30 protein-coding genes are annotated in these 25,946 nt (G+C 67.6%); 15 read left to right on the forward strand and 15 right to left on the reverse strand.

Annotated elements, in window-relative coordinates; all coding sequences use genetic code 11:
* Positions 1 to 174 precede the first annotated feature (174 nt).
* A complete protein-coding gene (locus tag ACSSV8_RS05635; RefSeq protein WP_454281794.1) occupies positions 175 to 618 on the reverse strand; it encodes a low molecular weight protein-tyrosine-phosphatase in 444 nt (147 codons plus the stop codon).
* A gap of 39 nt (positions 619 to 657) precedes the next feature.
* Between ACSSV8_RS05635 and ACSSV8_RS05640 the strand changes: the two genes are divergently transcribed.
* On the forward strand, positions 658 to 1,353 hold the full coding sequence (locus tag ACSSV8_RS05640; RefSeq protein ID WP_454281795.1) for an NAD-dependent deacylase: 696 nt from the start codon (positions 658 to 660) through the stop codon (positions 1,351 to 1,353).
* Here ACSSV8_RS05640 and ACSSV8_RS05645 read toward each other — a convergent pair.
* Genes ACSSV8_RS05645 through rpmB form a run of 3 tightly spaced genes read right to left on the reverse strand, consistent with a single transcriptional unit; the run spans position 1,350 to position 2,585 of the window.
* Positions 1,350 to 1,808: a copper chaperone PCu(A)C gene (locus ACSSV8_RS05645; RefSeq protein ID WP_454281796.1), complete on the reverse strand. Its 459-nt coding sequence runs from the start codon at positions 1,806 to 1,808 to the stop codon at positions 1,350 to 1,352. The genes ACSSV8_RS05640 and ACSSV8_RS05645 overlap by 4 nt on opposite strands.
* Positions 1,809 to 1,846: 38 nt before the next feature.
* Positions 1,847 to 2,278: a hypothetical protein gene (locus tag ACSSV8_RS05650; protein WP_454281797.1), complete on the reverse strand. Its 432-nt coding sequence runs from the start codon at positions 2,276 to 2,278 to the stop codon at positions 1,847 to 1,849.
* Between the two features lie 16 nt (positions 2,279 to 2,294).
* Complete coding sequence (gene rpmB, locus ACSSV8_RS05655; RefSeq protein ID WP_354537453.1) at positions 2,295 to 2,585, reverse strand: 50S ribosomal protein L28; 291 nt, start codon at positions 2,583 to 2,585, stop codon at positions 2,295 to 2,297.
* Positions 2,586 to 2,787: 202 nt separating this feature from the next.
* Between rpmB and ACSSV8_RS05660 the strand changes: the two genes are divergently transcribed.
* Positions 2,788 to 3,186: a (R)-mandelonitrile lyase gene (locus tag ACSSV8_RS05660; protein WP_454281798.1), complete on the forward strand. Its 399-nt coding sequence runs from the start codon at positions 2,788 to 2,790 to the stop codon at positions 3,184 to 3,186.
* Between the two features lie 6 nt (positions 3,187 to 3,192).
* On the opposite strand, the gene ACSSV8_RS05665 is transcribed toward ACSSV8_RS05660, so the two are convergent.
* From ACSSV8_RS05665 to ACSSV8_RS05700, 8 genes are all read right to left on the reverse strand, one after another.
* The gene (locus ACSSV8_RS05665; RefSeq protein WP_454281799.1) at positions 3,193 to 4,239 is read right to left on the reverse strand and encodes a threonine aldolase family protein; all 1,047 of its coding nucleotides are present in this window, start codon (positions 4,237 to 4,239) and stop codon (positions 3,193 to 3,195) included.
* Positions 4,236 to 4,709, reverse strand: coding sequence for a YcgN family cysteine cluster protein (locus ACSSV8_RS05670; protein ID WP_354537456.1), 474 nt, complete (start codon positions 4,707 to 4,709; stop codon positions 4,236 to 4,238). The genes ACSSV8_RS05665 and ACSSV8_RS05670 overlap by 4 nt, the downstream gene beginning before the upstream one ends.
* Positions 4,706 to 5,644 (reverse strand): bifunctional riboflavin kinase/FAD synthetase, encoded by a 939-nt coding sequence (locus tag ACSSV8_RS05675; RefSeq protein WP_454281800.1) that lies wholly within the window; start codon positions 5,642 to 5,644, stop codon positions 4,706 to 4,708. Before ACSSV8_RS05675 ends, ACSSV8_RS05670 begins: the two co-directional genes overlap by 4 nt.
* Before the next feature lie 20 nt (positions 5,645 to 5,664).
* Positions 5,665 to 9,015, reverse strand: coding sequence for an efflux RND transporter permease subunit (locus tag ACSSV8_RS05680; RefSeq protein ID WP_454281801.1), 3,351 nt, complete (start codon positions 9,013 to 9,015; stop codon positions 5,665 to 5,667).
* A gap of 4 nt (positions 9,016 to 9,019) precedes the next feature.
* The gene (locus ACSSV8_RS05685) at positions 9,020 to 10,360 is read right to left on the reverse strand and encodes an efflux RND transporter periplasmic adaptor subunit (protein WP_454281802.1); all 1,341 of its coding nucleotides are present in this window, start codon (positions 10,358 to 10,360) and stop codon (positions 9,020 to 9,022) included.
* A 102-nt stretch (positions 10,361 to 10,462) separates the two neighbouring features.
* A complete protein-coding gene (moaB, locus tag ACSSV8_RS05690) occupies positions 10,463 to 11,005 on the reverse strand; it encodes a molybdenum cofactor biosynthesis protein B (RefSeq protein WP_454281803.1) in 543 nt (180 codons plus the stop codon).
* 4 nt (positions 11,006 to 11,009) lie between these two features.
* On the reverse strand, positions 11,010 to 11,630 hold the full coding sequence (locus ACSSV8_RS05695) for a LysE family translocator (RefSeq protein ID WP_454281804.1): 621 nt from the start codon (positions 11,628 to 11,630) through the stop codon (positions 11,010 to 11,012).
* Positions 11,627 to 12,412, reverse strand: coding sequence for a uracil-DNA glycosylase (locus ACSSV8_RS05700; protein WP_454281805.1), 786 nt, complete (start codon positions 12,410 to 12,412; stop codon positions 11,627 to 11,629). The genes ACSSV8_RS05695 and ACSSV8_RS05700 overlap by 4 nt, the downstream gene beginning before the upstream one ends.
* A 159-nt stretch (positions 12,413 to 12,571) precedes the next feature.
* Between ACSSV8_RS05700 and ACSSV8_RS05705 the strand changes: the two genes are divergently transcribed.
* The 6 genes from ACSSV8_RS05705 (at position 12,572) to plsY (ending at position 17,422) form a co-directional block, all read left to right on the forward strand.
* Complete coding sequence (locus ACSSV8_RS05705; protein WP_454281806.1) at positions 12,572 to 13,513, forward strand: aspartate carbamoyltransferase catalytic subunit; 942 nt, start codon at positions 12,572 to 12,574, stop codon at positions 13,511 to 13,513.
* Positions 13,510 to 14,025: a hypothetical protein gene (locus ACSSV8_RS05710; RefSeq protein WP_454281807.1), complete on the forward strand. Its 516-nt coding sequence runs from the start codon at positions 13,510 to 13,512 to the stop codon at positions 14,023 to 14,025. Before ACSSV8_RS05705 ends, ACSSV8_RS05710 begins: the two co-directional genes overlap by 4 nt.
* Entirely contained in the window at positions 14,022 to 14,468 is a 447-nt protein-coding gene (locus tag ACSSV8_RS05715; RefSeq protein ID WP_454281808.1) for a hypothetical protein, read from the forward strand. The genes ACSSV8_RS05710 and ACSSV8_RS05715 overlap by 4 nt, the downstream gene beginning before the upstream one ends.
* A 97-nt stretch (positions 14,469 to 14,565) precedes the next feature.
* The gene (locus ACSSV8_RS05720; RefSeq protein ID WP_354537466.1) at positions 14,566 to 15,540 is read left to right on the forward strand and encodes a DUF4268 domain-containing protein; all 975 of its coding nucleotides are present in this window, start codon (positions 14,566 to 14,568) and stop codon (positions 15,538 to 15,540) included.
* Complete coding sequence (gene pyrC, locus ACSSV8_RS05725; protein ID WP_454281809.1) at positions 15,537 to 16,817, forward strand: dihydroorotase; 1,281 nt, start codon at positions 15,537 to 15,539, stop codon at positions 16,815 to 16,817. Before ACSSV8_RS05720 ends, pyrC begins: the two co-directional genes overlap by 4 nt.
* Complete coding sequence (gene plsY, locus ACSSV8_RS05730) at positions 16,817 to 17,422, forward strand: glycerol-3-phosphate 1-O-acyltransferase PlsY (protein WP_454281810.1); 606 nt, start codon at positions 16,817 to 16,819, stop codon at positions 17,420 to 17,422. The genes pyrC and plsY overlap by 1 nt, the downstream gene beginning before the upstream one ends.
* Positions 17,423 to 17,445: 23 nt before the next feature.
* Here the strand turns inward: plsY and ACSSV8_RS05735 are convergent, their stop codons facing one another.
* The gene (locus ACSSV8_RS05735) at positions 17,446 to 18,735 is read right to left on the reverse strand and encodes an NAD(P)H-dependent oxidoreductase (protein WP_454281811.1); all 1,290 of its coding nucleotides are present in this window, start codon (positions 18,733 to 18,735) and stop codon (positions 17,446 to 17,448) included.
* Between the two features lie 189 nt (positions 18,736 to 18,924).
* On the opposite strand from ACSSV8_RS05735, the gene rpsD reads away from it, so the two are divergent.
* Complete coding sequence (gene rpsD, locus ACSSV8_RS05740) at positions 18,925 to 19,545, forward strand: 30S ribosomal protein S4 (protein WP_354537470.1); 621 nt, start codon at positions 18,925 to 18,927, stop codon at positions 19,543 to 19,545.
* A gap of 263 nt (positions 19,546 to 19,808) precedes the next feature.
* On the forward strand, positions 19,809 to 20,546 hold the full coding sequence (locus ACSSV8_RS05745) for a Hint domain-containing protein (RefSeq protein ID WP_454281812.1): 738 nt from the start codon (positions 19,809 to 19,811) through the stop codon (positions 20,544 to 20,546).
* A gap of 9 nt (positions 20,547 to 20,555) precedes the next feature.
* Here ACSSV8_RS05745 and ACSSV8_RS05750 read toward each other — a convergent pair whose 3' ends face one another.
* On the reverse strand, positions 20,556 to 21,056 hold the full coding sequence (locus ACSSV8_RS05750) for an Lrp/AsnC family transcriptional regulator (protein ID WP_354537472.1): 501 nt from the start codon (positions 21,054 to 21,056) through the stop codon (positions 20,556 to 20,558).
* 172 nt (positions 21,057 to 21,228) lie between these two features.
* Here ACSSV8_RS05750 and trxB point away from each other — a divergent pair, with 172 nt between their 5' ends.
* The 3 genes from trxB to ACSSV8_RS05765 all read left to right on the forward strand — a co-directional run bounded on the left by trxB (position 21,229) and on the right by ACSSV8_RS05765 (position 23,742).
* A complete protein-coding gene (gene trxB / locus ACSSV8_RS05755; RefSeq protein WP_354537473.1) occupies positions 21,229 to 22,173 on the forward strand; it encodes a thioredoxin-disulfide reductase in 945 nt (314 codons plus the stop codon).
* 124 nt (positions 22,174 to 22,297) lie between these two features.
* The gene (locus ACSSV8_RS05760; RefSeq protein ID WP_354537474.1) at positions 22,298 to 23,362 is read left to right on the forward strand and encodes a flagellar motor switch protein FliG; all 1,065 of its coding nucleotides are present in this window, start codon (positions 22,298 to 22,300) and stop codon (positions 23,360 to 23,362) included.
* Between the two features lie 125 nt (positions 23,363 to 23,487).
* Complete coding sequence (locus tag ACSSV8_RS05765; protein ID WP_354537475.1) at positions 23,488 to 23,742, forward strand: DUF167 domain-containing protein; 255 nt, start codon at positions 23,488 to 23,490, stop codon at positions 23,740 to 23,742.
* A 6-nt stretch (positions 23,743 to 23,748) separates the two neighbouring features.
* Here the strand turns inward: ACSSV8_RS05765 and trhO are convergent, their stop codons facing one another.
* On the reverse strand, positions 23,749 to 24,663 hold the full coding sequence (gene trhO, locus ACSSV8_RS05770; RefSeq protein WP_454281813.1) for an oxygen-dependent tRNA uridine(34) hydroxylase TrhO: 915 nt from the start codon (positions 24,661 to 24,663) through the stop codon (positions 23,749 to 23,751).
* Between the two features lie 81 nt (positions 24,664 to 24,744).
* Between trhO and pncA the strand changes: the two genes are divergently transcribed.
* A complete protein-coding gene (gene pncA, locus ACSSV8_RS05775) occupies positions 24,745 to 25,341 on the forward strand; it encodes a bifunctional nicotinamidase/pyrazinamidase (protein ID WP_454281814.1) in 597 nt (198 codons plus the stop codon).
* Positions 25,334 to 25,945, forward strand: a complete 612-nt coding sequence (locus tag ACSSV8_RS05780; RefSeq protein WP_354537478.1) for a uracil-DNA glycosylase family protein — start codon at positions 25,334 to 25,336, stop codon at positions 25,943 to 25,945. The genes pncA and ACSSV8_RS05780 overlap by 8 nt, the downstream gene beginning before the upstream one ends.
* The last annotated feature ends 1 nt before the right edge of the window (position 25,946 follow it).

A 25,946-nucleotide genomic window follows, 5' to 3' on the forward strand; every position in this document is an offset into this window, starting at 1 on the left:
GCACAGGCTCCTCTGCCCTATGGATGGAAGGACACAGGCCGCGCGGCAAGGACATTGCCGCGATCATGACGGGGTTTTTGCAAGCCGTGAAGCGGGGTTTCGGAAAATCCGAAATCACCCCCCTGCCCCAAGGCAGAACCAGGAAAATTCCCCGATTTTCCTGGTCTTGCCCGGTCAGCACCGGATATCGGCCAGAAGCCCGCGCGCACACGCTTCGATCAGGTCCAGCGCCCCCTCGAAATCGCGCGTATAATAAGGATCGGGCACATGATCCGCGCCCCAATCCGGCGCGTAAGCGTTGAACAGGCGCAAGGGCGTGGTGTTGCCCGCAGGGCGCAGCGCCTCGGTGTCGGCGTGCGTCTCGGCATCCATGGCAAGGATCAGGTCGAACCGCTCGAAATCCTCGGCCCGCACGCGTCGCGCGCGCAGGTCCGAGATGTCGATCCCCCGAGCGCGCAGGGCTTCCTGCATCGCGCCGTAAGGCGGATCCCCCTCGTGCCAGCCCGAGGTGCCCGCGCTGTCGGTGACGGTCCAGGGGGCAAGCGCGCGAAACACCCCCTCGGCGGCGGGCGAGCGGCAGATATTGCCAAGACAGACGAACAGAATCCGGGTGGTCATGGGGCCTCCGCTTTGCCACAGATAGGGTAGGAGGGCACGATGGAAAAGATCGTCATTCTCACCGGCGCGGGCATTTCCGCCGAGAGCGGGCTTGGCACCTTCCGCGATGCGGGCGGGATCTGGGCGCAGCACCGGATCGAGGACGTGGCCACGCCCGAGGCCTTTGCCCGCAACCCTGCTCTCGTGCACCGGTTCTACAATGCACGCCGTGCGCAGGCGGCGCAGGCGCGGCCCAACGAAGCGCATCTGGCGCTTGCCCGGTTGCAGGCCGAAGCGCGCGCCAAGGTCCTGATCATCACGCAGAACGTGGACGGGTTGCACGAGGCGGCAGGGACCCGCGACGTGATCCACATGCACGGCGAGCTTTCCCGTGCGCTCTGTGCCGTCTGCGGCCATCGCTGGCAGGCCCCGCTGGCCATGTCCACGAGCGACGCCTGCCCGGACTGCGGCGCGCACGCCTGCCGCCCCGATGTGGTCTGGTTCGGCGAAATCCCCTACCGGATGGAGGAGGTCCTGGGCCACCTGTCACAGGCGTCGCTCTTCGCGGCCATCGGCACCTCGGGTCAGGTCTGGCCCGCCGCCGGTTTCGCGCAGGAGGCGGCGCGCGCAGGGGCGCAGTGCATCGAGATCAATCCGGAGCCCTCCGCCGTCGCGGGCGATTTCCACCAGCGGCGGCAGGGCCCTGCGTCAAGAGAGGTGCCCGGCTGGGTTGCCGGGCTCCTGTCCGACGGTTAGTTGCCGTGCCCGTGCCCTTCGGCCTTGCGCGTGAGGTCCACGGGAACATCGACGGTGATCTCGCCGGATTTCTCGAAGATCAGGGTGAGCGGAATTTCCTTGCCCTGCTCGAAGCTCTCGGTCAGCCCCATGAACATCACATGGCTCCCGCCGCGTTGCAGCACGAGGGTTTCCCCGGCGGGCAGATCGAAGCCCTCTTCGACATGAACCATTTTCATCACGCCCCCTTCTTCACGATGCGTATGGAGTTGGGCCATTTTCGCGACGGGGGATTTCGCGCCGATCAGCCGGTCACCGGCATCGCCGATATTCTCGATCAGCATGAAGGCCGCGCCGGTCTTGGCCATCGGGCTGGCGGCGCGGGCATAGGTGTCAAGGATGTGGATTTCCTGCGCAAGGGCAGGCGTGGCAAGGACAAGGCCGAGCGTGACGGCAAGACTGAGTTTCAGGGACATGATGTCGCTCCTTTGGGTCTGATGATGAGAGAAGAGGATCAGGCCTGTCGGGGCGGCGCGCGCGCGCGCACCGGGGGCGGGAGCAACGGGATCACATGGGCCGCCCCGGCAAACGGATAGCGCGCGAAGGTCACGGCCGGGTGCGGCGCGGGCAGCGGATCGCGCGGGGTGGTGGCGTGAAAGGCCAGAAGGCACTCGGGGCAGATATGCGGCGGGGCCACGGGCGCACCCTGGGCATCGACGCGGACGGTGAGGGTGCCCTCCCCGGTGCAGAGCACGACCTCGCCCACGGGCAGCGGCGTGCCCCGCGCCACGGCCAGCGTGACACTGGTCAGCGCCAGAAAGAGGCAGAGGCCGAGGGCCGTGAGGAGGCGCAAGCGGATCATCGCGACAGGTATAGGCCCGCGCGTGGCGCACTGCCAAGCGACAAAACGAAACAGCCCCGCCGCAGTGCGGCAGGGCTGTGTCATGACGTGCCGGGAGCGATCAGGCGGTGGCGGCCTGCGCCTTGGCAATCTCTTTCTTGACCTTCAGCGCGGAGGCCGACAGTTCGTCGTCCTTGGCCTTGGCAAGGAAGGCGTCGAGCCCGCCGCGATGATCGACGCTGCGCAGGGCATGGGCCGAGATCCGCAGTTTGATACCGCGATTCAGGGTCTCGGATTGCAGCGTCACATCGTTGAGGTTCGGCAGATACCGACGACGTGTCTTGTTGTTGGCATGGCTGGAGTTGTTGCCCGTCATCGGGCCTTTTCCGGTCAGTTCGCAGCGGCGCGACATGGGGTCATCCTCGTCCTGGGGTGAGGGCGCGTGCAGGCCCTTCTTAACACAAACGGGCACCGCCACAGGCAGCGCCCCGAATTCCGTCAGCGGTCTTTAGGCGCAAAGCCGGGGGGCGTCAAGGGATTCGGGCGTGAAATACGCGCATTGCATCGGCGCGCCCGCGCTCTAGGATCGCCACATATGCACAGTGGAGAGAGCCATGGAAATCATCAGGACCGAAAGCGTCGCCAGCCGCCTTGCCGAACCGGCCTATTTCACGGGCAGGGTCTGGCAGGAGGTGGTGAGCGCGCCCCCTGCCCCCGCACGGGTGCGGGCGCTGCGGGTCACGTTCGAGCCGGGCGCGCGCACCGCCTGGCACACGCATCCTCTGGGCCAGACGCTGCATGTCGTCTCGGGCTTCGGGCTGATCGGCACGCGGGGCGGTCCGGTGGAGGTGATCCGCGCGGGCGACACGGTCTGGATTCCGCCCGGCGAAGAGCACTGGCACGGCGCGGCACCTGACCGGATGATGTGCCATCTGGCGATCCAGGAGGCCGAGGACGGGCGCACGGCGGACTGGCTCGCCCATGTCACCGATGTGGAATACGGCGCGGCCTGAGCTCTTTCAGCCGCGCAGAAGCGCCAGAAACCGGTCGATGGTCTCTTCGGTGATCGACCAGTCGCAGACGAATCGCGCGAGAAGCGGCGTGTCGCCGGGGCCCTCGTCGAGCGGCCCTTCGTAGAGCGCATAGGTGGCCCCCGCTGCGCGCAGCCGCCGGTGGGTGGCGCGCGACAGGCGGGCAAAGATCATGTTGACCTCCGGCTCAAAGGCGAAATCGACCTCGGCCACCCCGCGCAGCCCCTCGGCCAGATAGGCGGCGCGGGTATTGGCGGTGCGCGCCGCGTCAAGCCAGGTGTTGCCCTCGAGAAAGCCCAGCATCTGTGCCGACAGAAACCGGTGCTTGGAAAACAGGTGCGCCGAGCGTTTGCGGCGCAGCTCGAACTCCCAGGCGTTCTCGGGCGAGAAGAAGATCACCGCCTCGACCCCCAGACAGCCGTTCTTGGTGCCGCCAAAGCTGACCGCGTCGATCCCCGCGCGCCAGGTCATCTCGGCGGGGGTGCAGCCGAGCGCGGCGATGGCATTGGCGAAACGCGCGCCATCAAGATGGGTGGGCATCCCGTGCGCGCGCGCCACGTCGCAAAGCGCGGCGATCTCGGCGCAGCTATAGAGCCGCCCGCGTTCCGTCGCCTGCGTGAGCGCCAGCGGGCCGTATTGCGGCGCGTGCACGTCACCGGCAGGCCAGGCGGCGATGGCGGCCTGCAACTCGGCGGGCGTCATCTTGTCGGCCTCGCCCACAAGGCTGAGCTTGGCACCGCCGGTAAAGAATTCGGGCGCGTTGCACTCGTCCACATGGATATGCGCGAGCGGCGTGCAGAACACCGTCTGCCAGGGCTGCGACAGCGTGGCGAGGCCAAGCGCGTTGGCCGCCGTGCCGGTGCCGACAAGGTAGATACTGGCCTGCGGGGCCTCGAACAGCGCGCGCAGCCGGTCGCGCACCCGGTCCATCAGCGCGTCCTCGCCGTAAGAGGGCATGAAGCCTTCATTGGCGGCGATCATGGCATCCATGACCTGCGGCAGGGCGGGGCCTGCATTGTCGGAGGCGAAATTCATGGGATTGGCTCCTCGATGATGTGATCTTCCCAGTCCTCCTCGGGGACCTCGTGTTCGGGCAGGGTGCGGTGCTGCATCGACACGCCCGCATCATGCACGCTCTGCGCGGTGCCCGAAATCAGCGGGTGCCAGTCATAAAGCCGCCTGCCCTGATGGAGCAGTTTGTAGGCGCAGGTCTCGGGCAGCCAATAGGCGTGGCGCTCGATGGTGTGGGGCTTCAATGAGATACATTCCGGCACGAACTGATGGCGGATCGGATATTGCCCGCAGCGGCAGGTGGTATCGTCGAAGAGGCGGCAGGCGACGCGGGTGAATGCAACCTCGCCGGTCTCGTCATCCTCAAGCTTGTTCATGCAGCATTTGCCGCATCCGTCGCAAAGCGCCTCCCATTCCGCCTGCGTCATGCGGGCAAGCGGCACCGTCTCCCAGTAGCGGGGCCGGAGGCCGCTGCGGTCGATGGGATCGCTCATATCGTGGCCAATATGCTGCGAGCGCGGGCGCAATCGGCATCCATCTGCGCGATGAACGCCTCCAGGCTCGGGAATGTCTCCTCAGCGCGCAGATAGTCGACAAGGCCCACCGAGAGATGCGCGCCATAGAGATCGCCCGAGAAATCGAAAAGAAATGTCTCCAGATTGGCCGCCTCGCCCTTGAACATCGGCCGCACGCCAAGCGAGGCCGCGCCGTGATACTGCCCCTTGTGCGGCCCGTCGAGCACATCGACAAGCACCGCATAAACGCCGAATTTGGGCGGGTGCAGACCGGCGATGGACATGTTGGCGGTCGGATAGCCAAGCGTGCGCCCGCGCCGTTCGCCGCCCACCACCGGCCCTTCGATGCGGTGCCAGTGACCCAGCATGGCGGCGGCGTCGCGCGGGCGGCCGTCCCCAAGTGCGGCCCGGATCGCGGTCGAGGAGACCTGCCCGCCCTCGCCCTCCAGCAGCGTGGCGATGGTCACGCCAAAGCCCATGTCCGCGCCGAAATCGCGCAGCATCGCGGCATTGCCCGCCCGCCCCTTGCCAAAGCAGAAATCCGCGCCCACGACCGCATGGGCAATGCCAAGCCCGTCGGCCAGCACCTCCTGCGCGAAGGCGCGGGGAGAGAGCGCCGCCATGGCGGCGTTGAAGCTCAACTCATAGAGCCACTCGACCCCCAGCTTTTCCAGCCGGTGCGCGCGCGCCTCGGCGCTCATCAGCCGGAAGGGCGGCGCGTCGGGGGCGAAATACTCGCGCGGGTGCGGCTCGAAGGTCAGGATGCCGAGCGGCGCGCCAACGGCCGCGCCCGCCTTGCGCGCAAGCTCGATCACCGAGCGGTGGCCAATATGCACCCCGTCGAAATTGCCGATGGCAACCGAGGCACCCCGATCGGTGCCTGTGGCAAAGCTGTGGTCGCGCAGGATCCGCATGATCGAGGGGTAGCGCCGGATCAGGACCGGCGCAAGACCGATCCGGGGAGAAGCGCGATGCCCGCCGCGAGGAGCGCCAGCAGCACCGCCGCACCGGTGACGAAGAGGGCCAGCGCCCCCGCCAGCGGCGAGAGCGGCAAGACTGCGAGCGCCTCGGGCAAGCCACCCGTGAGCAGAACCGGGCCAAGCGTGACGGCGAACCACAGCGCTAGCCCCGCCGCCGCCCCGCGCAGCACCAAAGCCGCCCCCGGCACCCGCCAGCCCCGGCGCAGCGCCGCCCATGGCCGCGCCAGATCGCGCCCGATGGCCAGAAGTGCCGGCACCACCAGCAACACCAGCACCATGCCGAAGCCCAGACCGTAAACAAGCGTGATCACCGTCGGCTTGAGGAATTGCGCCTGTGTCGAGCGCTCGAAGAGAAGCGGCGCCAGCCCCAGCACCGTGGTCAGCGTGGTCAGCAGCACGGGGCGCAGCCGGTCCGCCGCCCCCTCGATGATGGCGGGGATCAGGCCACGGCCCTTCGCATGGTCGTCGATCGAGGTCACAAGCACGATGGAATCGTTGATGATGATGCCGGTCATCCCCAGAAGCCCCACCACCGAGAACATCGACAGCGGCACATCCCACTGGATATGCCCCCAGATCGCGCCCACAAGGCCGAAGGGGATGACCGCCATCACCACCATGGGCCGCGTCCAGCTTGCAAAGACCAGCGACAGCACGAGATAGATGCCCAGAAGCGTCAGCATCAGGCCAAGCCGTGCGTCCGACAGGAACTCGTTTTCCTGCTCCGAGAGCCCCCCAATGCGGTATTCCACCTGATGGATGCCCGCGATCTCGGGCAGGATCTCGGCCTCGAGCACGCGCATGATCTCGGCGGCGCGCTCGGGGTCGTCCTCGGAGATGTCGCCGGTCACGTTGACATGGCGCAGCCCGTTCTCGCGCCGAACGGTGGCAAAGCCGGTGCGCGTGGTGACATGGACGATATCGGCAAGCGGCACGTAATAACCGCTGGTGCTGCGCAATTGCATCGTGTCGAGGAAATCCGCCGAGAGGTCCGCCTCGGGCAGTTCCACCCGGATCGCGGCAGAGCGCGGCCCGTCCGGGTAGGTGGCGGCCTCGATGCCGTTCACGCGGTTGCGCAGGGTGCGGCCCAACTCGTCGATGCTGAACCCGAGCGCCTGCCCGTGAGGGGTGAGTTCCAGCACCAGTTCGGCCTTGTCCCAGGCCAGGTTGTCCTCCAGCGCCGAGACCTCGGGGTAGCGCGCGAGCCGGGTCTTGAGTGCCTCGGCAGCGGATTTGAGCACCTCCGCCTCGGCCCCGTAAAGGGCGATGTCGAGCGCGTCGCCGCCGGGGCCCGAGCGCGCGCCGCGAAAGCTCAGCTCTTCGGTGAGCGGCAGGCGCGGCACACGATCCTGAAGGTCGGCGACGAAGGCAAAGCTGGAATAGGGGCGAAGATCGGGGTCGATCAGCTCAATGGATATACCCCCCACCAGATCGGCGTCGCGGGTGTCGGTCCCGGCCATGCCGCGCCCCGCGGCCCCACCCACCTGCGCCATGACATGCTCGACGGGGTTGAGACCGTGTTCGGCCTCATACGCCGCCCCGAGCGCGAGCACCGCCTCTTGCAGCGCGCGCATCTGCGCCACCGCATCCGCACGCGTGGCCCCCGGCACCATGGCGAAATTGCCCGTCACGCTGCCCTGTTCGGGCGCGTTGAAGAACCGCCAGGTGACATCGCCGCGCAGGAAGGCCCCCACTTGCAGCGCCAGAAGCAGGATCGCCCCGGCAATGACCGCATAGCGCGCGCGGATCACCAGCGCCATGAGCGGGCGAAAGGCCCGGTCACGAAAGGCTCCGAAGCCGCGATTGACCACGCGGCTTGGCCAGTCATACCAGTGCTCTTTGACGGAATGGGTCAGCGCATGGGCCATGTGGTTGGGCAGGATCAGGAAACATTCCACAAGGCTGGCCGCCAGCACGGCGATGACCGTGAAGGGAATGTCATAGATCAGGCTTCCGAACTGCCCGCCGATCACCGCCAGCCCGAAAAACGCAATCAGCGTGGTCAGCGTGGCCGAAAAGACCGGCAGCGCCATGCGCCCGGCGGCGCGTTCGGCGGCGACCATCGGCGGCTCGCCCAGCTTGCGGTGGCGCGCATCGGCATGTTCGCCCACCACGATGGCATCATCCACGACGATCCCCAGCGTGATGATCAGCGCGAAGAGCGAGATCATGTTGAGCGTGAGACCGGCGGCATACATGATCGCCAGCGCGGCCAGCATCGCCACCGGAATCCCCGCCGCCACCCAGAAGGCGGTGCGCGCGTTGAGAAAGAGAAAGAGCAGCCCGACGACAAGCGCCAGACCCATGGCGGCATTGTCGAGCAGCATGGCGATACGGCCCGAAATCGCCTCGGCGCGCGTCCGCACGAGGCCGATCTCCACCCCTTCGGGCAGGGCGCGCAGCATCTCGGCGGCGACCTCCTCGACCTGTGCCTGAATGCGCAGCGCATCGCCTTGCGCCGAGCGGCTGATCTGCACGGTGATGGCGGGGCGGTCGCCCACGAAATAGGCCAGCCCCCGGTCGACCGCGCCGCCGCGCACGGTCGCCACATCGCCGATGGTCAGCGCGCTGCCGTCGGGGTTGAGGCGCAGCGGAATGGCGGCGATCTCGGGCGCGCCGCGCGTGGCGGTGCCGGTGCGCAGCCGCGCATTTGCACCGGTCACATCGCCTGCGGGATCGGCATCGACGCGCGCGGCGATGGCCGCGGCGATCTGGGCCATGGTCACGTCATGGGCGATGAGCGCGCGGGCGGGGACCTCGACCAGCGTTTCGGGCGCGGCGACACCCTGAATGGTGGCGCGGGTGACGCCAACGGCGAAAAGACGGGCCACGAATTCATCGGCGATGCGCGCCAGTTGCTGTGCCTCCATCGGCCCGGTGATGACCACATCCGTCACCCGGTCAAGCCAGGCTCCGCGCCGCACCACCGGTTCCTCGGCCTCCTCGGGCAATGTGGTGATCTGGTCGAGCGCGGCCTGAACCTCGTCGGCGGCGCGGCCGATGTCCCAGCCCGGCTCGAACTCGAGCACGATGCTGGCGCTTTGCTCGCGCGAGGTGCTGCGCGCCCGCGTCACCCCCTCGACCGACAAGAGCGCGGGCTCGGCAAGCTGGACGATGGCGCTGTCCACATCCTCGGCGCTGGCCCCCTCCCAGGTGATCGAGACGGTGACATTGTCGACCACCACATCGGGAAAGAATTGCGCCCGCATCTTGGGCAGGGACAGAAGGCCAAGCGCCACCAGCACCACCAGAAGCAGGTTGGCCGCCGTGCGGTGGCGCGTGAAATACGACAGGATGCCCGCCACCCGGCTATCCCCCCATCCGGGGCTCGCGGCGCGCGGCGCTGCTGGCCGCGCCCTCTTCCGCCCCTGACGTGGCGGCCTCGGGCGTGAGGCGGCGCACCTTGAGACCCGCACCGAGGGCAGGGCTGCGCTCGGTCACGATCTCGCGGCCCGCGACGTCCCCGGCGCGCACAAGCACGTCATTGCCCTGACGCCGCAACAGCGTCACCGGCACCCGTTCCAGCCGGTCATCGGCACCGAGCGCCAGCACAGCGCCATCGGGGCCAAGCGCCGAGGCAGGCAGGCGCGCGACATCCCCAAGCGGTGGCTCTTTCACGGTGACGGTCACGAAATCGCCCGGCTTCATCGCGGGCGCGTCATCGAGCGTGGCAAAGATCATGCGCCCGCTTTCGCCCTCGGCCAGCGCTGCGGCCTCGCGCGCGACGCGCCCTGTGGCTGTGATCCGCGCCGCGCCGCTCTCGAGCGTGACGGTGACGGGGGCGGGACGCAGCGCGCCGCTCTTGTCGATCAACTCGGCATATTGCGCGTTGGAGACGCGAAACGCCACGTCGAGCGCGCGCCCGTCCACCAGAAGCGCAAGCTGTTCATTGGCCGAGACAAGGCGGCCCGCGACCACGCTCACCTCGCTCAGCGTGCCCGAAAATCCGGCGGTGATGCGTGTCTCGGCCAGCCGCCGCTCGGCCTCCGACAGGGCAAGCTCTGCGCGGGCGGTGGCGGTGGCGGCCTGATCGATGCGCGCCTCGGCCAGCGCCAGCGCCTGCCGACCGGCCAACACTGCCTGCCGCGCCTGAACGAGGTTGTATTCGGCGGCCTCGATGGCCGTCAGCGTGCCCACGCCGCGCGATTCCAGATCGCGTTGCCGCGCCAGCGCGCGGGTCTGGATCTCGGCCTGTTCCTGCCGTGCGGCCAGTTCGTCATGCGCCAGGTCCAGCGCCCGCACCGCCTCGCGCTCCTCTGCGCGGGCATCGGCCAGATCGGTCTTGCTGCGCGCCAGTGCGGCCTCTGCATCGGCGGGGTCGATGCGCGCCAGAACCTGCCCCGCCGTGACAGTTCCGCCCTCGACGAAGCCCGGCGCAAGCTCGGTGATGACACCCCCCGCCTGCGCCCGGATTTCCAGCGTGCGGCGGCTCTCGATCCGGCCGAAGGCTGTCAGGGTGGGTGCCACGGTCTCGGCTTCGGGCCGGATCACGCGCACGGCAAAGACCCGCTCGCGCCGCTCGGGCACGCGCGCCTCGCGGCCTGCGCGCTCTTCGACGGCAAGGCGCAGGGTCTGGCCCGCATAGGCCAGAAGCCCGAGTGTGACCGAGAGCAGAAAGAGACCGAGAAGCCCCTGACGAAGAAAGCGCATGACGCGGACCCTAGAGACATGGTGCCGGGATGCGGCACCCTCGACAATGTAACCGCGACGGGGCGAAAACCAAGTCACGCCCCTGTAATACGGGCGCGCGCGCTATTTCCGGCGCCGATGCTCGTCGAGACGGGGCATGATCTCGACGAAGTTGCAGGGCAGGTGACGGTAATCGAGTTGAAGGCGGAGGATCTCGTCCCAGGCATCCTTGCAGGCACCGGGGCTTCCGGGCAGGGCAAAGAGATAGGTGCCCCCCGCCACACCGCCCGTCGCGCGGCTCTGCACCGCCGAGGTGCCGATCTTGCCCATCGAGACCATGGCAAAGACCGTGCCGAAGGCGTCGATCTCCTTCTCGTAGACATCGCGGTGCGCCTCGACGGTCACATCGCGCCCCGTGAGGCCGGTGCCGCCGGTCGAGATCACCACATCGACCCCCGGATCGGCGATCCATTCGCGCAGATGCGCGGCGATCTGGTCGCGCTCGTCGCGCACGATCATGCGGTCCACCAGCAGATGCCCCGCCGCCTCGATCCGTTCGGCCAGCACGTCGCCGGAGCGATCCTGCGTCAGGTCGCGCGTGTCCGACACCGTGAGCAGCGCGATACGCACGGGAATGAAATCCTTGGTCTCGTCGATACGCGACATGGGGTCAGGTCCTTTGCATGACGGCCAGACGGATGGCCAAAGCGGTGAAAATCGTGGCCGAGGCGATCCCCAGGGCCCGCGCGAGGCGCGGCGAGGTGGCAAGGTGGCGGCCCAGACCACCGGCAAAGACGCCGACGAGGCCGTTGATGACAAACCCGCCTGCCGCCAGAATGAGCCCGAAAACAAGGAATTGCGGCAGGATCGCGCGCGCGGGATCGACGAATTGCGGCACGAAGGCGAGCACGAAAAGAATGACCTTCGGATTGAGCAGGTTGACCACCATACCCTCGCGGAACGCGCGGGCTGCGCCCATCGTGCGGGCCTGCGTCCGGATCGGTCCCTGCCGGAGTGCGCCCCAGGCCAGCCACAGAAGATAGGCCACGCCCAGCCAGCGGATAACGTCGAGCGCCAGCGGAAACGCCGCGATCATGGCCGCAAGGCCCAGTCCCGCCAGCGTGACATGCGCCATGCCCCCCGCAGATATGCCCGCGCTGGCGGCGAGGGCGGGGCGCGGGCCCGCCCGCAGGCCGAGACCGAGGCAGAACATCATGTCCGCCCCCGGCGTGAGGTTGAGCGCAAGACCGGCAGGCACAAAGGCCAAGAGCGTGAGCGGATCGACAATCATTCCGCCGCCTCGCTCAGCCGCGATCCGAGGAGGAGCAGATCGGCCCAGGCCTCGCGCTTGGCCGCCGGATTGCGCAGAAGGTAGGCGGGGTGGAACATCGGCAGGGCGGGTCGGCCGAACGCCTCGGCCCACTGCCCGCGCAGACGGGTGATGCCGCGTCGGTTCAGCCCTGCCTCGCAGCTTATGTTGCCCATGAGGATGAGCAGATCGGGCGCGGCCAGTGCGACATGGCGTGCCACGAAAGGGCGCATCATGGCGATTTCCTCGGGCTGCGGGTCGCGGTTCTGCGGTGGCCGCCAGGGCAGGACATTGGTGATGTAGACGGCGCGCGCCGGGTCCTCGGCATGCCGGTCAAGCCCGATGGCCGCAAGCATCCGGTCGAGCAACTGACCGGCGCGACCCACGAAGGGGCGGCCCGCGATATCCTCTTCGCGCCCCGGTGCCTCGCCCAGGATCATAACCCGCGCACCGGGGCGGCCATCGGCAAAGACAAGGCTGCGCGCGCCCTGCCGCAAGGGGCAATGCGGCCAGGCGGCCATGGCAGCGCGCAGCGCGTCGAGCGTGGGTGCGGCGCGGGCGGTGGCTTCGGCCTCGGCGACGGGGTCAGTCGCCTGTGGCGCGGGCGCGGGGGATGCACCGGCCGTCCTCGTCGCCGGTTTCGCGGACTTTTCGGGCAGGTCGTAACGGTTGAGCGGCGCGTCCCCGATCGCCTCGGTCGCACCAAGCTCGATCTGCCAGGCGAGGCTCGCCAGCGCCGCCTCCGGGGTCAGGGTCGATTCCATGGCCCGAAGGCTACCCCGGGGCGCGGGCGGGCGAAAGGGGCCACGCCGCCGCGCATCCGGCACGCGGGGCTTGAGTATTTGTGGAACAGTGAAGCCGGGCCGTGGCTTGCCGATGCGGGCGCGCGTTTCTATAAGCGAGGGAATTCGCAAGGAGGCGGCATGACCTTTGCCCACGCGCATCTTCTCGGGATCGAACCGCTCGCGCCCGGCGACATCACCGCCATTCTCGATCTGGCAGAGGACTATGTGACGCTCAACCGCAGCGCGGCCAAGCATGGCGACGCGCTCAAGGGGCTGACGCAGATCAACATGTTCTTCGAGGCCTCGACCCGCACGCAGGCCAGTTTCGAGCTGGCGGGCAAGCGGCTGGGTGCGGATGTGATGAACATGGCGATGCAGGCCAGTTCCCTCAAGAAAGGCGAGACGCTCATTGACACGGCGCTCACGCTCAACGCGATGCATCCCGATTTGCTTGTGGTGCGTCACCCCCAGTCCGGCGCGGTCGATCTCCTGGCGCAAAAGGTGCGCTGCGCGGTTCTCAACGCAGGCGACGGGCGGCACGAGCATCCCACGCAGGCGCTGCTTGATGCGCTGACGATCCGGCGCGCCAAGGGGCGGCTGCACCGGCTGAGCATCGCCATTTGCGGCGATATCGCCCATAGCCGGGTGGCGCGGTCGAACATCCTGCTCCTGGGCAAGATGGAGAACCGGGTGCGCCTGATCGGGCCGCCCACGCTCATGCCTGCCGGGATCGCCGAGTTCGGCGTCGAGGTCTTCGACGACATGCGCGCAGGCCTTGAGGGGGTCGATGTGGTGATGATGCTGCGCCTTCAGAAAGAGCGGATGGATGGCGGATTCATCCCCAGCGAGCGGGAATATTACCATCGCTACGGGCTTGATGCCGAGAAGCTGGCGATTGCGAAACCGGACGCCATCGTGATGCATCCCGGCCCGATGAACCGGGGTGTCGAGATCGACGGCGAGATCGCCGACGACATCAACCGCTCGGTGATACAGGACCAGGTGGAGATGGGTGTCGCGGTGCGCATGGCGGCCATGGACCTTCTGGCGCAGGGCCTGCGGGCGCGGCGCGCGGCGTGAGCGTCACGCTCGATATCCCGGCGCAGGAAGCGCATGTGCTGCGGGTCTTCGCGGTGATGGACAAGGCGTTGACCGAGCAAGAGGTGGTTTCGGCACTCGGGGCCGACGGGCTGGCCCGTGACGAGATCGAGCTTTTCGACATGGCGGATTTGCAGGATATGACGCTCTCGGCTTACCTCGCCGAGGGGCACGGGATCGGCGAGGCCGAGATCGGGCCGATGCGCGCACAGCTTGACGGGCTGAGCGGGCGCGCCCTCTTGCTGCCGTCGCGCGCCTTTCAGGGTCGCGCGCTGCGGCTCTCGGTGGGGGCGGCGCTGCGCCTTGTGGGGCGGTTCGAGGAAGCGCGCGCGCCGGTGCGATTCGCGCCGTTGCCTGCGGGCGGGGCGGCGGGCGTGACTGGCACCAAGGGCGACGCAAGGCCAGGACGGGCCGCCCGCCTGGCGGCTTTGGTGTTCTTCCTCGGGCTCGCGGTGCTTGCGGCGCTGGTGCTCTGGCTGGCGGAGGGCGCATGAGCGAGGGTCTGATCCATGCCATGACGCCCACCACCGCGCTCGAGGACGGCGAGCGCGTGACCCGGAGTTTTCATCCCGACCGCGCGACCTATTGGCGCGATCATGCCTGGCTGGCGGCCGGGGCGATGGCGCTTGGCATGGCGGTGCTCTGGGCGATCGGCAATCCGCATGTCTGGACTGGCGCTGTGGGGGGTCTTGCGGCGATTGCGGTGCGCGGTTTTTACGTGGCCTCGGATGAATTGAAGGCGCGTTGGGATCTGACCGACCGGCGGCTCCTGGGCCCGCAAACCCGCGCGGTGCGTCTCTCGGATATCAAAGCCGTGCGCGGTCTGGGCAGTGCCGTGCAGGTGGTGACCGCCTCGGGCGACAAGCATCTGATCAAGTATCAGGCCAATCGCGCCGCAACCGAGGCGCGGATTCGCGCGGCGATGGGGAGGGAATGATGCAGGAACCGAAAGACCCGCGCATGTCCGGCAAGATCGCGATGCTGGCGCTTCTGGTGCTGGTGGCGCTGACCGTGGTGATGGTTTGGCTGGCGGGATGAGCGAACTGGGCAGGCTGCGCAGGGTCGAGTTGCGCGACATCTGGCAATCGGAGGCGCAGGATTTCACGCCTTGGCTGGCGCGCGAGGATAATCTTGCGCTGCTTGGTGAGACCTTGGGTATTGATCTGGAACTTGAGGCGGTGGAGCAGAATGTCGGGCCGTTCCGCGCCGATATCCTTTGCAAGGATACGCTCTCGGATCGCTGGGTGTTGGTCGAGAACCAGTTGGAGCGCACCGATCACACGCATCTGGGGCAGTTGATGACCTATGCGGCGGGGCTTGATGCCGTCACCATCGTCTGGATCGCCGCGCGGGTGGCCGACGAGCACCGCGCGGCGATGGACTGGCTCAACGAGATCACCGATAGCGAGGTGCGCTTCTTCGCGCTGGAGGTGGAGTTGTGGCGCATCGGCGACAGCCCCGCCGCGCCCAAGTTCAACGTGGTGAGCAAGCCGAATGACTGGTCGCGGAGCACAGCCTCGGCCAAACGCTCGGTCGAAGAGGCGCTGACACCGACGCGCGCGCTGCAACAACGATACTGGCAAGGGGTTCAGGCACTTGTCGCCCAGAAGGGCGGCCCGCTGCGCCCGGTCTCGGCCCCAGCGCAATCATGGCTTGTCCACGGGATCGGCAAGACCGGCGTGCTCCTCGGAATGGCCATGAATACGCGGGACAACTGGGTGCGCGTCGAAATCTATCTGACCGGAAAATGGGCAAAGCGGGATTTCGCGGCCCTGCAAGCCAACAAGGATGTGATCGAACAGACATTCGGGACCGCGCTCGACTGGCAAGCCTTGCCGGACAAGCAGGACGCCAGAATATGTCATGCGCTTGATGCAGAGGTTGGTAGTGAGGCCGACTGGTCAGGGCAGCACGAATGGCTTGTTCGTCACGCCATTCGTCTGCATGACACGTTCCGACCCCATGTCGCGCGTCTCTTAAGGCGCATATCTGCCGAGGACGGAGAATGACCACCACCCTTTTCACCAATGCCCGCCTGATCGACCCCGAGGCGGGGACGGATACACTCGGCTGGCTCCTGGTCCAAAAGGGCGTGATCGCCGGACGGGGCACCGGCGAGGACAGGCCGCAGGCCGAAGCGGTGATCGACTGCGGCGGGCAGTGTCTCGCGCCCGGTATCGTCGATATCGGCGTCAAGGTCTGCGAGCCGGGCGAGCGGCACAAGGAGAGCTATCGCTCGGCGGGCCTCGCGGCGGCGGCGGGGGGGGTCACCACCATGGTCACCCGGCCTGACACCACGCCCGCCATCGACACCCCCGAAGTTCTCGAATTCGCCCGCCGCCGCGCCAACGAGGCCGCCCCCGTCACCGTCCTGCCCATGGCCGCGCTCACCAAGGGGCGCGAGGGGCGCGAGATGGTCGAGATCGGCTTTCTGATGGATGCGGGCGCGGTGGCCTTCACCGATTGCGACCACGTGGTGCGCGACACCAAGGTTCTGAGCCGCGCGCTGACCTATGCGCGCAGCCTCGGCGCGCTGGTGATCGGCCATCCACAGGACCCCGGCCTGAGCGCGGGCGCGGCAGCCACCTCCGGCAAATTCGCCAGTCTGCGCGGCCTGCCCGCCGTCTCGCCCATGGCCGAGCGGATGGGGCTGGATCGGGACATCGCCCTGCTGGAGATGACGCGCGCGCGCTATCACGCCGATCAGATCACCACCGCGCGTGCCCTGCCAGCCCTGCAAAGGGCCAAACGCAACGGTCTTGATATCACGGCGGGCACATCCATCCATCACCTGACGCTGAACGAGTTGGACGTGTCGGATTACCGCACCTTCTTCAAGGTCAAGCCGCCCTTGCGCGCCGAAGAAGACCGTCAGGCGGTGATCGAGGCGCTGCGCGAGGGGCTGATTGATATCATCAGTTCCATGCACACCCCGCAGGACGAGGAAAGCAAGCGCCTGCCCTTCGAGGAGGCGGCGAGCGGCGCGGTGGCGCTCGAGACGCTGCTGCCTGCCGCATTGCGCCTCTATCATGCCGAGGCGCTCGACCTGCCGACGCTCTGGCGCGCTCTGTCGCTGAACCCGGCAAAGCGGCTCGGCCTTGCCTCGGGGCGGCTCGGCCTCGGCGCGCCCGCCGATCTGGTGCGCTTCGATCCGGGCAAGCCCTTCATCCTCGACCGCTTCGCACTGCGCTCGAAGTCCAAGAACACGCCGTTTGACGGCGCGCGCCTGCAAGGTAAGGTCATGGCGACCTATGTCGCTGGCACCTGCGTTTACGAGGCCCCCTGATGCCCCTGATCGAAAGCACCCCCTCGGCCCTCCTGCTCTGGGCGGTGATCGGTTATCTGCTTGGCTCGATCCCCTTCGGCATGGTGCTGGCGCGGCTCATGGGGCTGGGCAATCTGCGCGAGATCGGATCGGGCAATATCGGCGCGACCAACGTGCTGCGCACCGGCAACAAGACGGCGGCCGCGCTCACGCTGCTGCTTGATGGTGGCAAGGGGGCGGTGGCGGTGCTTCTGGCGCGTGCCGTTGCGGGCGAGGATGCGGCGCAAATCGCGGGGTTCGCGGCTTTTCTCGGCCATTGCTACCCGGTCTGGCTGCGCTTTGCCGGGGGCAAGGGTGTGGCGACATTCCTCGGCCTGCTTCTGGCGCTGGCGTGGCCGGTGGGGGTGGCCGCGTGCCTGACATGGCTGGCTACGGCGGTGCTCATGCGGATTTCCTCGCTGGCGGCATTGGTGGCGGCGGTGACGGCCCCGGTGTGGATGCTGATCCTCGGGCAGGGCGGCGCGGTGGTGCTGGCCATCGCGCTGGCGGCGCTCATCCTGTGGCGGCACCGGGGTAATATCGCGCGGCTGCGCGCGGGCACCGAGCCGAGGATCGGGAAGGGCTGAGCCGGGGGCGGCGCTTTGCCGTTTCAGGTGGCGGTCAAACCGCGATAGAGATCGGCCACCGGATCGACCCCAAGCGCCACATCGTCAAGGCTGAGCACCGTGCCGCGCGCCACGTCGCGCAGCATCGCCACGCCATGCGCAAGGCCGATGGGCAGGGCCGTGCGCGCCTGCGCCACCGGCTGCGCCTTGCCCCAGACGGTATAGCCGCCCTCGCCGTCGAGCACCTCGCCTGCCTTGAGATCGCGCTTGGCCACCGCCGCGACGGTGCCGCGCATCTCGCGCGCCTGTCCGGTGGGTTCGCCGCGCAGGGCCGCGCTCAGCACCGAGACCGAGAGTTCCAGCCCGATCAGGTGATAGGGCTTGTGCATCGCGGCAAAGCGCCCGGTGCTGTCCGTGGGTAAGCCGTATTGCCGGAAACAGGCCGCCGCGTAATCGTTCGGGGCCTCGAACACCACGTAGACCCCCCATCGCAGATCGCGGAACACGGGCCGGCCGTCGCGTTCGAGCGATGACACCGTTTCCACCATGCCACGCCCCGCAAGCTGACCGCCAAGGTCGCGCGGGCGCAGCACATGGGCGAGGTCATCGACACCGCAGGGCGGGAAGGCAAGGCCCGCCTCGGGCACGTCGAGACCGCAGGCATTGGCGATGGCGACCATCTCGATGGCGCTCTTGGTGCCGTCGAGAAAGGAGTTGAACATCTGCGGGTTCATCCCCGCCTCTGCGGCCTCTTGCGCCGTCAGCCCGTAATGCGACCACACGTCGTCGGGGGTGACTTCGTGATAGGCGGGCAGGTATTTGGTGCCCTTGCCAGCGGCGGTGACGTGAAAGCCGGTGGCGCGCGCCCAGTCGACCATTTCCGAAACGAGCGCGGGCTGATCGCCGTAAGCCATCGAATAGACCACGCCCGCCGCCCGTGCCTCGGCGGCAAGCGCGGGGCCCACGAGCACATCCGCCTCCACGTTGACCATGACCACATGCTTGGCCGCCGCGATGGCGGCGCGCGCATGGGCGATGCCCGCGCGCGGATGGCCGGTGGCCTCGATCACCACATCCACATCGTCGCGCACGGCAAGTGCTGCGCCGTCATCAAGAAAGGCGGTCGCCGCCACCCGGCCTTCGTCCCAGCCCACGGTGCGGCAGGCGCGGCGCGCGCGGTCAGGGTCCAGATCGGCAATGGCCGCGACCGCGAGGCCCTTGATCGTCGGCACCTGCGCCAGAAACATCGAGCCGAACTTGCCCGCGCCGATCAAGCCTGCGCGCACCGGTGTGCCGCGCGCCTCGGCCTCTGCCGCCAGTCTTGCCAGATTCATGCTATCTCTCCATCCCGTGTCGCGCATATCTGAACACGCGCCTTCGCCCGCGCGCAAGGGACGGTTGACACCACAGGGCGGACATATATAAGCGCGGCTTCATTGGTGTTGGTGGCCCCCGCAAGGGGATGCCTGTCGGGAGCAATCCAGAGGACAACGCCCTTTTGACAACTCAGAAGGAGACCAGCCGTGACCAAACGCACGTCTGCCAAGTATAAAATCGACCGCCGCATGGGCGAAAACATCTGGGGCCGCCCCAAATCGCCTGTCAACAAGCGCGAATACGGCCCCGGCCAGCACGGCCAGCGCCGCAAGGCCAAGATTTCCGATTTCGGCCTCCAGCTTCGCGCCAAGCAGAAGCTCAAGGGCTATTATGGCGACCTGACCGAAAAGCAGTTCCGCCGCATCTTTGCCGAGGCCGAGCGCCGCAAGGGCGATACCGGTGAAAATCTGGTGGGCCTGCTGGAGCGCCGCCTCGATGCCGTGGTCTATCGCGCCAAGTTCGTGCCGACCATGTTCGCGGCGCGCCAGTTCGTGAACCACGGCCATGTGACGGTGAACGGTCAGCGCGTCAACATCCCCTCCTACCGCGTGAAAGAGGGTGACGTGATCGAGGTGCGCGACAAGTCGAAACAGATGGCGGTGCTGCTTGAGGCCGTGCAACTGGCCGAGCGCGACGTGCCCGATTACGTCGAGGTCGATCATTCCAAGATGGTCGCCACCTTCGTGCGCCAGCCGGGCCTCTCGGATGTGCCCTACCCGGTGATGATGGAACCGAATCTCGTCATCGAATATTACGCACAGAACTGATCCTGCGGGATCCTCTGTCAGCAACCTGCGAAAGCCGCCTCTCGGGGCGGCTTTTTGCATGGGCGTCAACGCATGATTTCTGGCGGACAATCCTGTATTTCTCACCGCTTTGGTCGGTCTGCGGAGACAGTGACACGGAAAATCTGCGGGACGGGACCAGATTTGCCCAGATTGCCCGTCAAGAAGGGAAAACCGAACTCTGTCGGGTGATCGCGGCTGCGGGGGCGCTGCGGCATCGGGCTGCCTGAATTGAGGGACTGAGCATGACGATACCCCGCCTTGGTGCGCCTTCTGCGCGCCCCTTGTCCCTTCGCTCCGACGACCTGCCGACGCGCCGCTACCGCTGTCTCTGGCTTGATCTCGGTGGCACGGTCAGCGAGACCGAACGTCCCCTGCCCGCGCTGCCCCTGCTCGATGCGGCGCATGGCGGCTTTGCGCGCGGCGCGCTGATCGAGACGCCACGCGGGCCGACGGCCATCGAGGACCTTCTGCCCGGCGATAGCGTCTCCACCGCAGGTCAGGGCGCGCTGCCGGTGCTCTGGATCGGCAGCACCGCCCTGCACCCGGAGAGCGACACGCCGGGGCCGCTGACCCGGATCATGGCGGATGCCTACGGGATCGGACGGCCCTTTGCCGATCTGATGATGGGACCGGGCGCGCGCCTGATGGCGCGCCCGCGCAGCCTGCGCGCGCGGATCGGGGCCGAGCGGGTTCTGACGCCTGCCCATGCCCTCGCTGACGGGATGACCGCGTTTCGCCTGACACCACGACAGCCGGTGACGCTCTATCACATCGCCTTGCGGCGGCACGCCGTGATCACCGTGAACGGCATAGAGACCGAGAGTTTTCATCCCGGCGCGGGTTTCGAGCGGTCGCTTGAGCCCGCCACGCTCCGGCACGTGATGAGCGCCTTTCCCCACGTCGCCGCACCTCAGGATTTTGGCCCGCTCGCGCATATGCGCCTGCCGCTCGATGCGCCCGAACTGGCCGATCTGGTCTGAGCGCGCCGCTCAGGCGGGCTGATCGAGCCGCGCCTCGAGGATGTCGAACGGCACGCCCGGCTCGTCCTTGGCGCCGCGAATCACCAAAGACGTCTTGACGCTCGCCACGTTGTCGGCCGCCGTCAACTCTTCGGTCAGGAAGCGCTGGAAGGTCGAAAGGTCCGGTGCCACGCATTTCAGGATGAAATCCACCTCACCGTTGAGCATGTGACACTCACGCACCAAGGGCCAGGCGCGGCACCGCGCCTCGAAGGCCGAGAGATCCGCCTCGGCCTGGCTCTGCAAGCCCACCATGGCAAAGACCTGCACCTCGAAGCCCAGTTCGCGCGGGTCGATATCGGCGTGATAGCCCCGGATGAACCCCTGTTCCTCGAGCGCGCGCACCCGCCGCAGACAGGGCGGCGCGGAGATGCCGACGCGCCGGGCCAGTTCGACATTGGTCATCCGGCCATCGGCCTGCAACTCGGCCAGGATCTTGCGGTCGATCGGATCGAGACGGGCACCCGCCATAGGTTTTCCCCTTGCTGATTTCGCGGATGTTATAGCAGCAGCCCGCCAATGCGCAATAATGTTTCACCCATGCGCAAGATAGTTTCCATCAGCCCGCTGCGGCCGGGGGTTTCATGCCGCCCGCGCCGCCGCTATATCTCCGCCCGAACCGCCGCCCAAGGAAAGGCCCCCCATGTCCGATACCCGCCATACCCGCTGCCTCATCATCGGTTCCGGCCCTGCCGGCTATACCGCCGGGGTCTATGCCGCGCGCGCCATGCTCTCGCCCGTCCTTGTGCAGGGGATCGAGCCGGGCGGGCAGCTCACCACCACCACCGAGGTCGAGAACTGGCCCGGCGATACCGAGGTTCAGGGCCCCGACCTGATGGTGCGGATGGAGGCCCATGCGCGGGCCATGGGCTGCGAGATCGTCGGCGACATCATCACCGATCTGGATGTGGAAAGCCGCCCCTTCGTGGCAAAGGGCGACAGCGGCGCGACCTATACCGCCGATGCCGTGATCCTCGCCACCGGGGCGCGCGCCAAATGGCTGGGACTGGAGAGCGAAGAGGCGTTCAAGGGCTTTGGCGTCTCGGCCTGCGCGACCTGCGACGGGTTCTTCTATCGGGGGCAGGAGATCGTCGTGATCGGCGGCGGCAACACGGCGGTGGAAGAGGCGCTCTTCCTGACCAATTTCGCCTCCAAGGTGACGCTCATTCACCGCCGCGACGAATTGCGCGCCGAGAAGATATTGCAGGATCGGCTGTTCAAGAACCCCAAGATCGAGACGCTCTGGTTTCACACGCTCGAAGAGGTCACCGGCACCGACAACCCCAAAGGCGTCGAGGGCGTGCGGGTGCGTCATGTCGAGACCGATGCCATCACCGAAATCCCCTGCAAGGGCGTGTTCATCGCCATCGGCCACGCCCCTGCCAGCGAACTGGTCAAGGGCAAGGTCGAGATGCATCACGGCGATTACGTCAAGGTGGCACCGGGCAGCACCCGCACCTCTGTGCCGGGGCTTTTCGCGGCGGGCGATCTCACCGATCATGTCTATCGTCAGGCGGTGACCAGCGCCGGGATGGGCTGCATGGCCGCGCTCGATGCCGAGCGGTGGCTCGCCGAACAAGAGGGCTGAGACCGGGGGGCCAGCCCCCCGAACCCCCCGGGATATTTGAGGCCAGAAGAAACCGGGGCCGGGTTAAGGCTTTGTTCAGGGATGCCGGTCTAAGGTGATCTTCGGACGAAGGACACAGGGCATCATGGGCGCACCACCGGCACGGATCGAGGCCCCGGCGCGGCAAGGGGCGGCGGCGCATCTCAGCCGCGCGCAAAAGGCCGCGATCATCGTGCGCTTTCTCGTGAACGAGGGGGCGGACGTGCCGCTGAAGGAGTTGCCGGAGGGGTTGCAGGCGCGGCTGACCACGCAGATGGGGTCCATGCGCTATGTCGACCGCAGCACCCTCGCCGAGGTGGTCGCCGAATTCGCGCGCGAGCTTGAGGGGATGGGCCTCACCTTTCCGCGCGGCGTGGCGGGCGCGATTTCGGCGCTCGATGGCCGGATCAGCGCGCAGACCGCCGCACGCCTGCGCAAGGAGGCGGGCGTGCGCCAATACGGCGACCCGTGGGAACTGGTGCGCCGCACCGATCTTGCGGCGCTCGTGCCGGTGATCGAGGGTGAGAGCGCGGAGGTCGCTGCCGTGATGCTCTCCAAGCTCGAGGTGGCGCGCGCGGCCGAGTTGCTCGGGCTATTGCCGGGACCGGTGGCGCGCCGCATCACCTATGCGATCTCGCAGACCGGCGCGGTCAGCCCCGAGGCGGTGGACCGGATCGGCCTCGCGCTTGCCGCGCAGTTGCAGGACGTGCCCGAGACCGCCTTTGCCGAGGGCGCGGTGGCCCGGGTCGGCGCGATTCTGAACTATTCGGCGGCGGCGATCCGCGACGAGGTGCTCGAGGGGCTGGAAGAGACCGATCAGGATTTCGCGGCACTGGTGCGGCGCGCGATCTTTACCTTCGTGCACCTGCCCGAACGTGTCAAACCCACCGACGTGCCGCGCATCCTGCGCGAGGTGGATCAGTCCACGCTCGTCACCGCGCTCGCGGGGGCGCAGGCCGGGGATCTGGCCCCGGTCGCCGACTTCCTGCTGGCGAACATGTCCAAACGCATGGCCGACGCCCTGCGTGAGGAAATCGCCGAGCGTGACCGCGTGCGACCGCGCGACGCCGAGGCCGCGCAAACCGAGGTGGTCAACGCCGTGCGCCGGCTTGAAGCGGCGGGAGACATTGCCCTTATCCGTCCCGATGAGGCCGGGGCCGAGGATGACTAGCCCTTGCCTTGCCAGGCCGCGCCCTGTTTCGGTCGTGGATCGCTTGCTTTGGATGGTGCGCGCCGTTATCGGATGTAAAGTCCGGGCTGTTGGCATGGACAGCAGTCCTCGAAGGGTGGCTGGCCTTGGATATTCCCGATCTCTCCAACCTCGCCGCGCCCGGAATCCGCATCGCGGTGCGGGTGACGCCCCGGGCCGCGCGCACGCGACTGACGGTCGAGGGCGATACGTTGCGCGCCTACGTGACCGTGGTGCCAGAGGATGGCAAGGCCAATGCTGCGGTGCAGGCGCTGCTGGCCAAAGCGCTCGGGGTGGCGAAATCGCGGCTGGTGCTGGTGCGTGGCCAGACATCGCGCGACAAGCTGTTCGAGGTGACCTGACCTGGCTCAGCCCTCGGCGATCCAGCGGATATGACGCTCACCACGTTCGGCGGCCAAGCGCAATTGCCGCTGCCGCTCGCGGAAACGGGCCTTGTCGGCCTCTGTTGTCTCTTGCGCGCAATGATGACAGGCCACCCCCGCCTCGTAGTCCGGGTGCGCGCGGTCCTCGGGCAGGATCGGACGGCGGCAGGCATGGCAAAGAAGGTGCGGCCCCCGCCGCAGCCCGTGCCCGACCGACACCCGCCCATCAAACACGAAACAGTCTCCGTGCCAGAGGCTGTCCGCCTCGGGCACCTCCTCGAGGTATTTGAGGATCCCGCCCTTGAGATGATAGACCTCTTCGACCCCCTGACCGAGCAGGTAGTTCGTCGATTTCTCGCAGCGGATCCCGCCGGTGCAGAACATCGCCACGCGCTTGTTGTGAAAGCGCGCCTTGTTGGCCTCCCACCAGGCGGGAAAGTCGCGAAAGCTCTTGGTGCCGGGGTCGACCGCACCGCGAAACGTGCCGATGGCCACCTCATAGGCGTTGCGCGTGTCGATCACCGCGACATCGGGGCTTTCGATCAGCGCGTTCCACTCGGAGGGCGCGACATAGTGACCGACCCCGGCGCGCGGGTCCACATCGGGCACGCCCATGGTGACGATCTCGCGCTTGAGGCGGACTTTCATGCGCCCGAAAGGGGCGGCCTCGCTGGTGCTTTCCTTCCAGTCGAACGTGGCGCATCCCGGCAGCGTGCGGATATGGTCAAGCACGCGGGAAATGCCATCATGCGGCCCCGCGATCGTGCCGTTGATCCCCTCGCGCGCCAGCAAGAGCGTGCCGCACACGCCTGCATCCTCGCTCAGGGCAAGCAGCGGCGCGCGCAGGGCGGCCGGGTCATCGAAACGGGTGAAGTGATAGAGGGCAGCGATGCGATACATGGGGCGGATTTACGCAAGCCGCGCCCGCACGGCAAGAGCCGGGATTGACGCATGGGCGCGGCGCGCTTACCCATGCGGGCCATGACCCATGCACTGCTCGTGATCGACATTCAGGCCGATTTCTGCCCCGGCGGCGCGCTCGCCGTGCCGCAGGGCGATGCGATCGTGCCCGGCGTCAACGCCCTGATGGAGGATTACACCGAAGTTGTCCTGACGCAGGACTGGCACCCCGCGGGCCATTCCTCCTTCGCCACCGCGCATCCGAGCAAGGCCCCGTTCGAGACGGTGGAGATGGCTTACGGCACACAGGTTCTCTGGCCGGATCACTGCGTGCAGGGCAGTGCGGGCGCGGCCTTTCATCCAGCACTCGTGACCGACCGGGCGAATTTGATCATCAGGAAGGGCGGCAATCCCCGTATCGACAGCTATTCCGCGTTCTTCGAGAATGACCGGACCACGCCGACGGGGCTGCACGGCTACTTGCAGGAACGCGGGGTCACGACCCTGACGCTTGTCGGCCTCGCGCTCGATTTCTGCGTGTGTTATTCGGCCCTCGACGCCGCGCGGCTGGGATATGACGTCACCGTGCAGCGCGATCTTACCCGCGCGATCGACCTTGACGGCTCGCTCGCCGCGGCAGAGAGGGCGATGCGCGCGGCGGGGGTTGCGCTTGCCTGACGCGGGCGGCCTTGGTGACGAGATCCGCGCCTGCCGCCTCTGCGCCGACCGCTTCGCTGCCACGGCCACCGCCCATGCGCCACGCCCGGTGGTCTGGTTCCGGCCCCATGCGCAGATCCTGATCGCGGGGCAGGCGCCGGGCCTTCGGGTTCACACCTCCGGCAAGCCGTTCGACGATCCCTCGGGCGCGCGGTTGCGCGCTTGGCTCGGGCTGAGCGCGGCAGAGTTCCATGACCGCGAGCGGGTGGCAATCGTGCCCATGGCCTTTTGCTTTCCGGGCTATGACGCCAAGGGGGCCGACCTGCCGCCGCCGCCCGTCTGCGGCCGGACATGGCACGCCCGCGTCATGGCCCATCTGCGTGCCGTGCGCCTGACGGTGCTGGTGGGCGGCCATGCGCATCGCTATCATCTGAGGTCAAAGGCGGGCGTGACCGAGACGGTGCGGCGCTGGCGAGATCACGGCAAGGGGATTTTCGCCTTGCCGCACCCGTCTTGGCGCAATACCGCCTGGCTCAGGAAAAACCCGTGGTTCGAGGCCGAGGTGCTCCCGGCGCTGCGGTCCGAGGTGAGGCAGGTGCTGGAGGGCAGACGTGACCCCGATTGAC

It is taken from the genome of Roseovarius sp. MBR-79 (assembly GCF_053628555.1).

What these genes read in the sequence shown, in the direction of transcription:
- ACSSV8_RS05635 (WP_454281794.1), bottom strand. Translation starts at nt 618, where the DNA reads ATGACCACCCGGATTCTGTTCGTCTGTCTTGGCAATATCTGCCGCTCG.
- ACSSV8_RS05640 (WP_454281795.1), top strand. Translation starts at nt 658, where the DNA reads ATGGAAAAGATCGTCATTCTCACCGGCGCGGGCATTTCCGCCGAGAGC.
- ACSSV8_RS05645 (WP_454281796.1), bottom strand. Translation starts at nt 1,808, where the DNA reads ATGTCCCTGAAACTCAGTCTTGCCGTCACGCTCGGCCTTGTCCTTGCC.
- ACSSV8_RS05650 (WP_454281797.1), bottom strand. Translation starts at nt 2,278, where the DNA reads ATGACACAGCCCTGCCGCACTGCGGCGGGGCTGTTTCGTTTTGTCGCT.
- rpmB (WP_354537453.1), bottom strand. Translation starts at nt 2,585, where the DNA reads ATGTCGCGCCGCTGCGAACTGACCGGAAAAGGCCCGATGACGGGCAAC.
- ACSSV8_RS05660 (WP_454281798.1), top strand. Translation starts at nt 2,788, where the DNA reads ATGGAAATCATCAGGACCGAAAGCGTCGCCAGCCGCCTTGCCGAACCG.
- ACSSV8_RS05665 (WP_454281799.1), bottom strand. Translation starts at nt 4,239, where the DNA reads ATGAATTTCGCCTCCGACAATGCAGGCCCCGCCCTGCCGCAGGTCATG.
- ACSSV8_RS05670 (WP_354537456.1), bottom strand. Translation starts at nt 4,709, where the DNA reads ATGAGCGATCCCATCGACCGCAGCGGCCTCCGGCCCCGCTACTGGGAG.
- ACSSV8_RS05675 (WP_454281800.1), bottom strand. Translation starts at nt 5,644, where the DNA reads ATGCGGATCCTGCGCGACCACAGCTTTGCCACAGGCACCGATCGGGGT.
- ACSSV8_RS05685 (WP_454281802.1), bottom strand. Translation starts at nt 10,360, where the DNA reads ATGCGCTTTCTTCGTCAGGGGCTTCTCGGTCTCTTTCTGCTCTCGGTC.
- moaB (WP_454281803.1), bottom strand. Translation starts at nt 11,005, where the DNA reads ATGTCGCGTATCGACGAGACCAAGGATTTCATTCCCGTGCGTATCGCG.
- ACSSV8_RS05695 (WP_454281804.1), bottom strand. Translation starts at nt 11,630, where the DNA reads ATGATTGTCGATCCGCTCACGCTCTTGGCCTTTGTGCCTGCCGGTCTT.
- ACSSV8_RS05700 (WP_454281805.1), bottom strand. Translation starts at nt 12,412, where the DNA reads ATGGAATCGACCCTGACCCCGGAGGCGGCGCTGGCGAGCCTCGCCTGG.
- ACSSV8_RS05705 (WP_454281806.1), top strand. Translation starts at nt 12,572, where the DNA reads ATGACCTTTGCCCACGCGCATCTTCTCGGGATCGAACCGCTCGCGCCC.
- ACSSV8_RS05715 (WP_454281808.1), top strand. Translation starts at nt 14,022, where the DNA reads ATGAGCGAGGGTCTGATCCATGCCATGACGCCCACCACCGCGCTCGAG.
- ACSSV8_RS05720 (WP_354537466.1), top strand. Translation starts at nt 14,566, where the DNA reads ATGAGCGAACTGGGCAGGCTGCGCAGGGTCGAGTTGCGCGACATCTGG.
- pyrC (WP_454281809.1), top strand. Translation starts at nt 15,537, where the DNA reads ATGACCACCACCCTTTTCACCAATGCCCGCCTGATCGACCCCGAGGCG.
- plsY (WP_454281810.1), top strand. Translation starts at nt 16,817, where the DNA reads ATGCCCCTGATCGAAAGCACCCCCTCGGCCCTCCTGCTCTGGGCGGTG.
- ACSSV8_RS05735 (WP_454281811.1), bottom strand. Translation starts at nt 18,735, where the DNA reads ATGAATCTGGCAAGACTGGCGGCAGAGGCCGAGGCGCGCGGCACACCG.
- ACSSV8_RS05745 (WP_454281812.1), top strand. Translation starts at nt 19,809, where the DNA reads ATGACGATACCCCGCCTTGGTGCGCCTTCTGCGCGCCCCTTGTCCCTT.
- ACSSV8_RS05750 (WP_354537472.1), bottom strand. Translation starts at nt 21,056, where the DNA reads ATGGCGGGTGCCCGTCTCGATCCGATCGACCGCAAGATCCTGGCCGAG.
- trxB (WP_354537473.1), top strand. Translation starts at nt 21,229, where the DNA reads ATGTCCGATACCCGCCATACCCGCTGCCTCATCATCGGTTCCGGCCCT.
- ACSSV8_RS05760 (WP_354537474.1), top strand. Translation starts at nt 22,298, where the DNA reads ATGGGCGCACCACCGGCACGGATCGAGGCCCCGGCGCGGCAAGGGGCG.
- trhO (WP_454281813.1), bottom strand. Translation starts at nt 24,663, where the DNA reads ATGTATCGCATCGCTGCCCTCTATCACTTCACCCGTTTCGATGACCCG.
- pncA (WP_454281814.1), top strand. Translation starts at nt 24,745, where the DNA reads ATGACCCATGCACTGCTCGTGATCGACATTCAGGCCGATTTCTGCCCC.